The 12,404-nt window shown below is 41.0% G+C and carries 8 protein-coding genes; 6 read left to right on the top strand and 2 right to left on the bottom strand.

Annotation, left to right across the window (positions count from 1 at the left end):
- Nucleotides 1–10 precede the first annotated feature (10 nt).
- From AAFF35_RS24235 to AAFF35_RS24220, 4 genes are all read left to right on the top strand, one after another.
- Nucleotides 11–2,011, top strand: a complete 2,001-nt coding sequence (locus AAFF35_RS24235; protein WP_342329124.1) for an OmpA family protein — start codon at nt 11–13, stop codon at nt 2,009–2,011.
- Nucleotides 2,012–2,233: 222 nt separating this feature from the next.
- Nucleotides 2,234–3,100 carry an ROK family protein gene (locus AAFF35_RS24230; protein ID WP_342329123.1) on the top strand — a complete coding sequence of 289 codons (867 nt, stop codon included), beginning with the start codon at nt 2,234–2,236 and terminating at the stop codon, nt 3,098–3,100.
- Between the two features lie 11 nt (nt 3,101–3,111).
- Nucleotides 3,112–3,930 carry an alpha/beta hydrolase family protein gene (locus AAFF35_RS24225; protein ID WP_342329122.1) on the top strand — a complete coding sequence of 273 codons (819 nt, stop codon included), beginning with the start codon at nt 3,112–3,114 and terminating at the stop codon, nt 3,928–3,930.
- Nucleotides 3,931–4,250: 320 nt separating this feature from the next.
- Nucleotides 4,251–5,345, top strand: coding sequence for a hypothetical protein (locus AAFF35_RS24220; protein ID WP_342329121.1), 1,095 nt, complete (start codon nt 4,251–4,253; stop codon nt 5,343–5,345).
- A gap of 77 nt (nt 5,346–5,422) precedes the next feature.
- Here AAFF35_RS24220 and AAFF35_RS24215 read toward each other — a convergent pair whose 3' ends face one another.
- Nucleotides 5,423–7,963: an ATP-dependent Clp protease ATP-binding subunit gene (locus tag AAFF35_RS24215; protein WP_342329120.1), complete on the bottom strand. Its 2,541-nt coding sequence runs from the start codon at nt 7,961–7,963 to the stop codon at nt 5,423–5,425.
- Between the two features lie 534 nt (nt 7,964–8,497).
- On the opposite strand from AAFF35_RS24215, the gene ettA reads away from it, so the two are divergent.
- The gene (ettA, locus tag AAFF35_RS24210; protein ID WP_342329119.1) at nt 8,498–10,177 is read left to right on the top strand and encodes an energy-dependent translational throttle protein EttA; all 1,680 of its coding nucleotides are present in this window, start codon (nt 8,498–8,500) and stop codon (nt 10,175–10,177) included.
- Nucleotides 10,178–10,243: 66 nt separating this feature from the next.
- Here the strand turns inward: ettA and AAFF35_RS24205 are convergent, their stop codons facing one another.
- Nucleotides 10,244–11,161 carry a TIM barrel protein gene (locus tag AAFF35_RS24205; protein WP_342329118.1) on the bottom strand — a complete coding sequence of 306 codons (918 nt, stop codon included), beginning with the start codon at nt 11,159–11,161 and terminating at the stop codon, nt 10,244–10,246.
- Nucleotides 11,162–11,396: 235 nt separating this feature from the next.
- On the opposite strand from AAFF35_RS24205, the gene AAFF35_RS24200 reads away from it, so the two are divergent.
- A complete protein-coding gene (locus tag AAFF35_RS24200; protein WP_342329117.1) occupies nt 11,397–12,362 on the top strand; it encodes an SUMF1/EgtB/PvdO family nonheme iron enzyme in 966 nt (321 codons plus the stop codon).
- The last annotated feature ends 42 nt before the right edge of the window (nt 12,363–12,404 follow it).

Below are 12,404 nucleotides of genomic sequence, written 5' to 3'. Positions count from 1 at the left end.
ACAGAATTATATGAACAGAACAGCCTACAAAAGTCCAAATCTACTGATGAACAAAATTGTGATCATTAGCATGATGGCATTATTCTTTGGCAATTTAGCAATGGCCCAGGAACAACTGAGCCGTAAACAACAGGCGGATGTATTCTTTAACCGCTTTGAGTATTATAATGCCGCAAAGCTTTACCTTCCACTTGCAGAACGGAAAAATCCAGATGTGAAACTGCTGGAAAAGCTGGCTGATTGTTACCGCATGATGAATGCGTACGAGGAAGCGGAGAAGTGGTATGGAAAGGCGGTAGAAAACAAGAAAGCACAGCCGATGACCCATTACTATTATGCCGAAGCTTTGCAGCGGAACAAAAAGTTTGATCTCGCAAAGGAGCAATATCGTGCCTATGGCAGCAGTACAGGGAAACCTGAGGAAATGGCCATCAGAATCAATTCCTGCGATACAGCGGCACTATGGACCAGCCAGCTAAAGGACGTCCTGATCAAAAATGTGGCCGCTTTGAATACCAAATCCGCAGACTGGGGATTAAATTATTATGGGAACGATGGTTTTGTGTTTACCTCAGAACGGAATACCGGGGGGAATGAAAGCAGCAATGATATTTATAAGTGGACCGGAAATCCATGGTTGAAATTGTTTTTAGCGAGCCCGGATGCACAGTTGAAAGAAGAACTTCAGGTAGTGACCAAACAAAATGCACCGACCAAAACCGAATACCATGTGGGGCCGATGGAGCTGAATGGGGCAGGAGACGTCGCCTATGTGACGATTGCAACAAGGGTTTCTAAATCTGATTTACCGCTGGATAAAACGGGTAAGCTCAAAGAGCGTCTTTATACCCGCAGACTGGAGCTGATGACCGCAGTAAAAAAAGATGGAAAATGGGGAGAATTAAAACCCTTCGCTTACAACAACGTAAAGGAATATTCTTTAGGACATGCGGCACTTTCAAAAAACGGGCAGCTCTTATACTTTGCTTCAGATATGCCCGGCGGACTCGGGAAAACAGACATCTGGTATAGCGAATTACAGACAGATGGAAGCTGGGGGAAACCAGTAAACTGTGGGTCGGAGATCAATTCCAAAGAAGAAGAAGCTTTTCCAACTACTGGCCGAAATGGAGAATTATATTATTCTTCTAAAGGAAGAATAGGGATGGGAGGGCATGATATTTATAGCAGCAGAGGAGAGAAAACAACCTGGAGCAAGCCTCAGGATCTGAAATATCCGATGAATTCTACCAGTGATGATTTTTATTTCATCAGCAATGATGGAAAGACGGGCTATTTCTCTTCCAACAGAGAAGGTGGAGCTGGGGATGATGACATTTATAGTTTTAATGATCAAACCAGTCCGGTGATGATTCTTGCCTTAGATGGCACGGTCTATGACCAAAAGACCAAGTCTACTTTAGACTCGGTATTAGTGACCTTAACAGATGGAAACGGAATGGCCCTTAACCGTAAGGTGACGGAGCAGAATGGAAAGTTCTTTTTCGGCTTAACGAAGGATATGGATTATAAGGTGGAAATCAGTAAGCTGGGTTATGCTTCGGTGCGGAAAACGCTAAGTACAAAAGGAATCACTAAATCTGACACCTTAACGATGGAGGCTTTTCTGGATAAGGATAAGTTTGAACCCGGTAAAACCTATGTGCTGAGAAACATCTATTATGATTTTGACAAAGCGAATATCAGACCGGATGCAGCAAGGGAATTGAATAAGTTGTTGGCCATCTTAAAAGAGAATCCTTCCATTTGGATCGAATTGGGTTCACATACAGACAGCAGAGGAGCGGATCAGTATAATCAATGGTTATCTCAGCGAAGAGCCAATTCTGCAGTACAATACCTGATCGACGGAGGAGTTGAGAAGGAACGCATTAAGGCCAGAGGTTATGGAGAAACGATGCTGCTGAATAAATGTGGAAACGGTGTGAAGTGTAGTCATGCAGAACACCAGCTCAACAGAAGAACAGAATTTAAGATCATCAAACACTAGTATTTAAAGCAAAAAAATGTAAAGCGGGATTCCTAAGAAAGGATCCCGCTTTTTTTATATTAGCCTGGCAATTTAGCGTTGGAAAAAAGCAGCTTTGTTTTAATCTGGAGTAACCTTAAAATAAGCTTGTTAAAAATATTGCTAAAACTATTTAACAACTATTAGAATATACAAAAGTTATTAATTAATTTGCTGAGATTTTAAATATAGATAACGGCTAAAATGAATTCAACATCTTCTAAACTTCCCTATATAGGAGTAGATATAGGTGGCTCTCACATCACTGCTGCTCATGTAGATGCGACCACATATAAAGTAATCGACAGCACGATGAAACGCGAAAGAGTCGCGTCAATGGACTCCGCAGAAGTAATTCTCGAATCCTGGTTAAAAGTACTTTCTTCTCTGATCGTCAGGACCAATGGTGAAAATTCCAAAATAGGGATTGCTATGCCAGGGCCATTTGATTACGAGCATGGCATTTCTCTGATGAAGGGCATGCAAAAATATGATGCTTTATACAACATCAATGTGAAAGAAATCCTGGCTAAGCGCCTGGAAATACCTGAAGAAGATATTGTATTCATCAATGATGCGGAAGCTTTTCTGCGTGGTGAGCTGGCCTCAGGTGCCGCAGCAGATAAGGAAAGAGCGATAGGGGTAACCCTTGGAACCGGATTAGGCTCTACAAGTAATGCCAGTGGGATTACGGTGGATATGAACTGGGCATTCCGTCCTTTTAAAGAGAGTATTGCCGAAGAGTATATCTCTACAAGATGGTTTATGAAAAGGTATAAGGAAATTACCGGTGCAGAGGTTAAAAACGTGGAAGAAATGCTGGATACTGCAGCAGCTTCTGTGAAAGATGAAATTTTTGAAGAATTTTCAGACAATCTGAGTATCTTTCTGAACGATTTAATTGCTCAGGAGCAGCCGCAGGTGGTCGTGATTGGTGGCAACATTGCCAAAACATGGGAACACTTTATCGATGCCCTGACGCATAAGATCACAGATAAATCTGTAGCGATCAGACAAAGCGAAATGTGGGAAGATGCAGCTCTGGTAGGTGCAGCGAGCGCATGGGCATAAAACTAAGATAGATGAAGAAATACTTTTTTATTGCAGGACTATTGTTCCTGCTGAATCATTCAAATGCCTTTGCGGCAAAAGTAGATACAGTGCAAACCTATAGTGCTGCAATGAAAAAGAAAATAAAGGCTGTCGTTGTGGTTCCTGACAACTATCAGCAAGTGAAAAACTTTCCAACAGTCTACCTGCTGCATGGTTATGGAGATGGCTATGATGGCTGGATCAATACGGTTACCGTGCTGAAAAAGTATGCGGATGATTTTCAATTGATCCTGGTTTGTCCGGATGGCAATATTTCCAGCTGGTATATGGATAGCCCGGTAGATCCGGAATGGAAGTATGAGACCTATGTCGCCACTGAGCTGGTGAGCCAGATCGATCAGCAGTATAAAACGATTAAAGACAGAAAAGGCAGGGCAATTACCGGTCTGAGCATGGGTGGACATGGCGCGTTATACCTTTCTTTTAAACATCAGGACGTGTATGGCGCGGCAGGAAGCATGAGTGGAGGAGTTGACATGACACCCTTTCCGCTGAAGTGGGACATTGCCAAAAGATTAGGCAGCTATGAAACGCAGCCAGAACGCTGGAAAGCAAACAGTGTGGTCAATATGACGCATTTGCTCGTTCCAAATAAACTGGCTTTGATTATTGATTGCGGTAAGGATGATTTCTTCTATGACGTAAACAATAAGCTCCATGAGGAATTATTGTACCACAATATCCCTCATGATTTTACAATCAGACCCGGAGTACATAACTGGGATTACTGGAAAAATGCAGTCGGCTTTCAGCTGATGTTTTTTAGTAATTTTTTCAATAAAGCTTAGTTATGGCGATCAGGAAGTATGATCTTCTTCTTCTGAATTCTTTTTTTTCTTTAAAACACATGTTTCTGAAACCCGGTCATGCCAGTCGCTGCGGGCAAAAAGAAAGTGCATTAAATAGAGTCCAGCTTGCAAAGGTTCTCGCCAGAGATGTAGCTGGAGAAGCCTGAAAGATAACTCATTCCCAATTTACAGCCCGGCATCCTTTGAAAGACCATTAATCGAAATTCAATTGACGTTTTCGGTAATTATTTTTATAAAAGAATAGTTTTTTTGATTGATCTACGTTATAAGTAATTAATATTTGACTATTTTAACTATCTATGAGACATTATATTTTCGCTGGCCTCTTCACCATGATCGGTTTCAGTTCATTTGGACAGGATAACAAACCCTGGATCGCATTCCATAACAAGGATACTACATTAATCGGTTTTAAAGACAGCAAGAATATCGTAAAGATTGAGCCCAAGTTTACCGGGTTTATCAGTGCCAATAAGTTTGATGACATTATTGGGGTAACAGAAAGAATAGCTGAAACGTGGCCCAGTTATTACCTGACAAAATCAGGAAGAATTGTGGGTAGAGACAGCCTGCATATATTTGATAATGGCGTAGATTGTGAAAGTGAGGGTTTTATCCGCTTCAGGGATAAGAAGACGGACAAAGAAGGGATGTTTGACCGCAATGGTGACATCGCTATTCCTGCGAACTATAACGCCTTAACAAGCGTTAGAAATGGGATGGTCATCGCATTACAGGGGGCAAAAAAAGAGGAATGGGGAAAACATTCTGGGGACTATCATTTCAGTTGGGTTGGCGGAAAGCAAGTGTTAATTGATACCCATAACCGGCTCCTTATCGATGATTTTAAATCGGAGCGTAATTTAAATTTCTTCTCCCTGTTGGTTTCCGATAAGCCTGACGAAGATCCGATCAGACAGAATTTTAAAACTGCCCAGGGTAAATACTATTCGTTCATAGATTTTGGAAAAGAATTCGATACCTGGCTAAAAAAATCATTACTTAAGCAGTTTACGAAAGAAAGTTTATCGGAGGCTACCTATAAAGAGCTGACCTTCTGGAATGAGAAAGATGGGTGGAAAACTGAGGATAAGCAGAGCTTTATAAACCGGAATTTCGAGCTTATAAAAGCGAAATTGCTGGAGCTAAACCGTCCAGATTGCAAATATCAGATCTTTGACGATGGCCTGAACAAATTCATCTTTGAATCTGCAGAATACGAGCGCTTTTTCGACAACTGCGGAGCAGCAAAGGAATGGATCTATCCGTTAAAAAATATTGTCATTTCCTATGAGAAAGGAAAAGAGCTTTTTCAAGATCATTTTTCTTTTTTAAGAACAGAAGAGGGCTATAAACTGATCAGTATCAGCTTAGGGAAAGGGGCGTTAAAGTAAATACCATAAATGTGCTCCAATCAAAAAATCCCCTTCCAGCTTACCTGAAAGGGGATTTTCTAATTATTCCGGAATTGTTATTCTACACTTCCTTCTTCTTTTTTCTTTTTCTTGCCCGGGCTTTTGTTTTCTACCACAATTTGATCGCTCTCTTTGTCGTAATCAATTTCCAGCGTATCGCCATCATTGATCTCGCCTTTTAAGATCTCTTCTGCAATTGGATCTTCCAGGTATTTCTGGATGGCACGTTTAAGCGGCCTTGCACCAAAATTGATATCGAAACCTTTATCTGCGATGAAGTCTTTAGCTCTTTCGGTTAGTTTTACTTCATAACCTAAGTTATGTACACGACCGAATAAAGATTTCAACTCAATGTCAATGATTTTGAAGATCTCTTCTTTACCCAAAGTATTGAAGACCACAACATCATCTACACGATTCAGGAATTCCGGAGCAAAAGCACGTTTTAACGCGTTTTCAATCACACCTCTTGAATGTGCGTCCACTTGATTTGTCTTAGCTGTAGTCGAGAAACCAACGCCTTGTCCGAAATCTTTCAATTGACGTGCACCAATGTTCGAAGTCATGATGATGATGGTATTTCTAAAATCTACTTTACGGCCTAAGCTATCAGTCAGCTGTCCTTCGTCCAATACCTGTAACAGGATGTTGAATACATCAGGGTGTGCTTTTTCGATCTCATCCAAAAGAATTACTGCATAAGGCTTGCGACGAACTTTTTCTGTCAGCTGTCCACCTTCTTCATAACCTACGTATCCCGGAGGCGCTCCCACTAAACGGGAAACCGCAAATTTCTCCATGTACTCACTCATGTCGATCTGGATCAATGAATCATCACTGTCGAACATAAAGCGGGCTAATTCTTTTGCCAACTCAGTTTTACCAACACCTGTAGGGCCTAAGAAGATAAAGGAACCAATTGGTTTCTTAGGATCTTTTAATCCGGCTCTGGTACGTTGAATTGCTTTTGTTAGCTTTTTAATGGCATCATCCTGTCCGATAATTTTCGTTGCCACCGTATCGTACATGTTCAATAGCTTAGCGCTATCGGTTTGTCCAACACGTTGCAATGGAATTCCGGTCATCATGGAAACCACTTCTGCCACGTTATCTTCCGTTACGGTATAACGTTTGGTTTTAGTTTCTGCTTCCCATGCCGCCTTAGCACGATCCAGCTCCTCTAAAAGATTCTTTTCAGTATCCCTCAATTTCGCAGCCTCTTCGTATTTCTGGCTTTTTACCACTTTATTCTTTTCAAGCTTGATCTCTTCAATCTTGTTTTCAATCTCAATGATGTTCTCAGGAACGTGGATGTTTGTTAAATGCACCCTTGAACCAGCTTCATCTAAAGCATCAATTGCTTTATCCGGTAAGAACCTGTCGGTAATGTACCTTGAAGTCAAAGCCACACAGGCATTGATCGCTTCGTCGGTATAAGTTACCCCATGGTGATCTTCGTATTTTTCTTTGATACGGTTTAAGATCTCAATAGTTTCATCTGGTGTAGCAGGCTCAATCATTACCTTTTGGAAACGACGGTCTAATGCCCCATCTTTTTCAATGTACTGACGGTACTCATCTAAAGTAGTCGCACCGATACATTGAATTTCGCCCCTTGCCAAAGCAGGTTTGAACATATTCGAGGCATCCAGTGAACCTGAAGCACCACCGGCACCTACAATCGTGTGAATCTCATCAATAAATAAGATCACATCTGTAGATTTTTCCAGCTCATTCATCACCGCTTTCATACGTTCTTCAAACTGACCACGGTATTTAGTACCTGCCACTAAAGAGGCAAGATCTAAAGTCACCACACGTTTATTGAACAATACCCTGGAAACCTTGCGTTGAACAATACGTAATGCCAGTCCTTCTGCAATGGCAGATTTACCTACACCCGGTTCACCAATCAAAATCGGATTGTTCTTTTTACGACGGGATAAGATCTGAGACACGCGCTCAATTTCTTTCTCACGACCTACAATAGGATCCAGACGGTTTTCCTCTGCTGCTTTCGTTAAGTCTCTTCCAAAATTATCTAAAACCGGAGTTTTTGATTTGATATCCGATACTTTTTTAGGGCTGCTGAAGCTTTCCTCCTCACGATAATCATCGTCACCACCAGTTGATGCGCTATTTTGAGTCTCATCTCTGAAACCGTTTTTATTCACTTCAACTTCCTGTTTGAAAATCTCGTAATTGATGCTGTATTGCAATAAGATTTGAGAAGCAATGTTATCGTCATCGCGTAAGATCGACAGCAACAGGTGTTCTGTTCCAATCAAATCGCTCTTGAAGATCTTGGCTTCCAGATACGTGATCTTTAATACCTTTTCGGCTTGCTTGGTCAACGGGATATTTCCCAGATTAACCGTAACACTGGACGTACCTCTAACAGAGTCTTCTATCGAACGACGAAGTTTTGAAGTATCAACACCCAGTGATTTTAAGATCTTGATGGCCATACCGTCGCCTTCGCGAATTAGGCCCAACAAAAGATGCTCGGCGCCTATATAATCGTGACCTAATCTCAGGGCTTCTTCCCTGCTAAAAGATATCACGTCTTTTACTTGTGGAGAAAATTTAGCTTCCATATATACCTTTCTAAATCGGGAATGCTCTAAACTATAAAAATTGTTTTATAAAAAGGCACCCCTGATTTTATTATTTTATCAACAATTACGCCATTGCGGCGGAAACGGATGTCGAGACTGCCGATATTTCAGAAATCTTACTAAGTTCTGACTTTATTGGTGATATTTACAAATCCATACGCAAATATGTCAGACGAAAGAACATCTTTTGTAGCAAGGGAGCTAAATCCCTATCGGTCAGAATTTTCATAGTTTTAAATAATTAGCACTCAATTTACGCAATGGGGAAATTTTTATGCAAATGTGGACATGTCATTGTAGACCAAACGGATAATCTCCCTTATAAAGGATACTTTATTAAAGATACGTATGTTGAAGGACTATATGAAGTATTTGATCATATCAATGACTAAATTGACGCAATTATTGTGATATCTGCTAAACAATTTTTTAATGGGGATTACATCCTTATCTTTGTGCCCCTAACCTTAATTCTATAAAGCCTGCTAAAGGCATAAAATATAATAAGCAAATATGTCAGACGAAAAAATAATCTTTTCAATGGCGGGGGTAAATAAGATTTATCCACCCCAAAAGCAAGTTTTAAAAAACATCTACCTTTCCTTCTTCTATGGCGCCAAAATCGGTGTGATTGGTTTGAACGGATCTGGTAAATCATCCCTTTTAAAAATCATCGCAGGTTTAGATAAATCCTTCCAGGGAGAAGTAGTTTTCTCTCCGGGATATACCGTTGGTTACCTGGCTCAGGAGCCTGAACTGGATGAAAATAAAACAGTTAGAGAAGTAGTAGAAGAAGGTGTGGCTGAAATTACAGCGATCCTTAAAGAATACGAGTCGATTAATGAGCAGTTTGGCTTACCTGAAGTTTATGAAGATGCAGATGCAATGGATAAACTGATGACCAAACAAGGTGAATTACAAGATAAAATTGATGCCTCAAATGCCTGGGAGCTGGACAATAAGCTGGAGCGTGCCATGGATGCGCTTCGTTGCCCTGATCCGGATACCAAAATCGGTGTTTTATCGGGTGGTGAGCGTCGCCGCGTAGCGATGTGTCGTTTGTTGTTACAGGAACCGGATGTATTGTTACTGGATGAGCCTACGAATCACCTGGATGCCGAAAGTATCGATTGGTTAGAGCAATTCCTGAAAGATTATAAAGGAACTGTGATTGCGGTAACCCACGATAGGTATTTCCTTGACAATGTAGCAGGCTGGATCCTGGAATTAGACAGAGGTGAAGGTATTCCATGGAAAGGAAATTATTCTTCCTGGTTAGATCAGAAAGCAAAACGCCTGGCACAGGAAGAAAAAACAGAAAGCAAACGTCAGAAAACACTGGAGCGTGAGCTGGAATGGGTACGTATGGCACCAAAAGCCAGACATGCCAAATCTAAAGCACGTTTATCAAACTATGACAAACTGGCTTCTGAAGATTCAAAAGAAAGAGAAGACAAACTGGAGCTGTTTATCCCTGCAGGACCAAGATTAGGAAATGTGGTGATTGAAGCCAATAACATCACCAAAGCTTATGGCGATAAGTTATTGTTTGAAAACCTGAGCTTCTCTTTACCTCCGGCAGGTATCGTAGGGATCATCGGTCCAAACGGTGCAGGTAAAACCACTTTATTCCGTTTGATCACGGAGCAGGAAACACCGGATACCGGAACATTCCGTGTTGGAGAAACTGTTGCTTTAGGTTATGTGGATCAAATGCACAACGACCTTGATCCTAATAAAACTGTTTATGAAAACATTACTGATGGTTTAGATAACATTCAGTTGGGTAATAAAGCAGTAAGTGGAAGAGCATATGTATCTAAGTTCAACTTTAACGGTGGTGACCAGCAGAAAAAAGTAGGTGTACTTTCCGGTGGAGAGCGCAACAGGGTCCATTTGGCCATCACTTTGAAAAAAGGCGCTAACGTATTGTTACTCGATGAGCCAACCAATGATATTGACGTAAACACGTTAAGGGCATTGGAAGAAGCACTGGAAAACTTTGGCGGATGTGCAGTAGTGATCAGTCACGATCGTTGGTTCTTAGACCGTATCTGTACGCATATCCTTGCTTTTGAAGGTGATTCACAGGTTTACTTCTTCGAAGGAAACTACAGCGATTACGAAGAAAACCGTAAAAAACGTCTTGGAGATGTAACTCCACACCGTTTAAAATATAAAAAACTGGTTTAAACGACCACAAAAGAAAAAACGGCTGCTCCGAAAGGAAGCAGCCGTTTTTGTATATAAAAAGCGGGCTTAGAATTTATTCCTGACACGTTCCAGTAGTTCTTTTGTTTTTCTGATTCCTTCTTCTTCGGATAAGGTCGACCCTTCATATTCTATCCCTACAATTCCAGTCCATTTGGCCGCTTTGATGATCTCAAACATACGGGTATAATCGATGTCTGTTTCCTCTCCGTCTTCTTTAAAATTATGAGTTTTGGCGCTTACACCTTTCGCGTATGGCATCAGGTCTTTTACGCCCTGATATTTATCATATTCCTGCTCTGCACTGATTCTGAAGTTTCCGAAATCAGGCAAGGTACCGCAATAGGAACTGTTTACACCCTTGATCACCGATGATAACCAGTTCCCGTCTGAAGAATATCCGCCATGGTTCTCTACGATAATATTGATCTTGTTTTGCTTACCATACTCGGTAAGTTTCCCTAATCCGTCAATCGCAGAAGCTTTTATCTCTTCTGCTGTTCCTTTTCCTGCCGCATTTACGCGAATGGTTTTGCAACCCAGAAATTTAGCAGCATCCACCCATTTGTAATGGTTTTCTACCGCAATCAATCTTGCTTTATCATCCAGATCACCCAAATTACCTTCTCCATCGATCATGATCAGGTGGTTTTGGATGCCTTCGCTATCTGTTCTGTCTTTAAGTTCCTTTAAATAGGTTTTGTCCGTTTCTTTCTTTTTGAAGAAAGGGCTCACATATTCTACAATGTGGATGTCAAAATCATTTTTTGCCTTCAGCGGGAAATCCATATTCGTCATCTTTCCGGCGAAGAGTGCTTTGTGAAATGACCACTGAGCAAGAGAGATTTGAAAAAAATCTTTTTTATCTGCAGCAAAACCTTCCAAAGGAAGGAGAGAAGAAAGGCCTGCAGCGGCAGATAAAATGCCCAGGTCTTTGATGAAATTTCTACGGTCTGTTATTTTCATTTGTGGTTAGTTTTAGCGATGAATTATACAAGGTATTAATTTATGTCTGTACTAAAAAGTACTTTCAAAAAAAGGCTGCTATTGGGCAGTTAATGTCAATATTAGTAACAACTTAGTGTGTTTTTAACACATTTTGTTAATTAATGCACCTGTAGATTTTGGATTTCGGCTAAATGCTTCTATTTTAGAGATTAAATAGGTCAGGTAAAATATCAGTTGAATCAAAATCTCATAGATGAAAGTTAAATTATTATTGACAATTCCATTCTTTATCTCTGCTTTTTGCGCCTCCGCTCAGGAGAAAAACAGCACTTACAAACAACAAATTGACGGCACAAAATTAAGCTTCGAAATGAAGGCCATTCCCGGTGGAGAATTCCAGATGGGGAGTAAAAAAGGAAAAGCAGATGAGCAACCTGTTCATAAGGTCACCATTGACCCTTTCTGGATGAGTACCTATGAAGTGATCTGGGACATCTATGAACCTTTCTTATATAAAGATTACGAAACCACACACAGTACCGGACCGGTTCCTGCAAATGTAGATGCGGTAACCAGGCCAACGAAGCCCTATCTCGACATGACCTTTGGTATGGGAAAAGAAAATCATCCCGCATTGGCGATGACCCATTATAATGCCATTCAATACTGTAAATGGTTATATGCAAGGACAGGTGTTTTTTATCGCTTGCCGACAGAAGCCGAATGGGAATATGCCAGCAGAGCCGGAAGTGCGGAAGACTATGCCTTTGGCAATGACGCCGCTAAACTTGGAGATTATGCCTGGTTTAAAGAAAACAGTGCAGGAAAAACCCATGTAGTAGGACAAAAGAAACCAAACCAATGGGGATTATATGATATGTACGGCAATGTAGGAGAATGGACCTATGATCAGTATGTTCCTGATTTTTATAAAGGGCTGACAGGCGAAAAAGCGAAGAACCCGGTTTCTGTTCCTGATAAGTTGTATTCCCATGTGATTCGTGGAGGCTCTTATGATGATGTGGCTAAAGATCTGCGTTCTGCAGCCAGGCTAGCCTCAGATCCGGTATGGAAACAGTTGGACCCACAGATTCCAAAGAGCAACTGGTGGTTTCCTGAAGCCCCTTTCATTGGAATGCGACTGGTAAGACCAGTTACCCCTCCTTCAAAAGAAGCCATAGATGCCTACTACAATAAACCGGTAATCGCAGATTACTAAAACGAAGAACTCACACTAACAACCAATATAAACCAACCAACA

The organism is Pedobacter sp. FW305-3-2-15-E-R2A2, assembly GCF_038446955.1.
GTDB lineage: Bacteria > Bacteroidota > Bacteroidia > Sphingobacteriales > Sphingobacteriaceae > Pedobacter.
The sequence above is the reverse complement of the archived record's forward strand: the minus strand, read 5'-3'. Positions and strand labels throughout refer to the sequence as shown.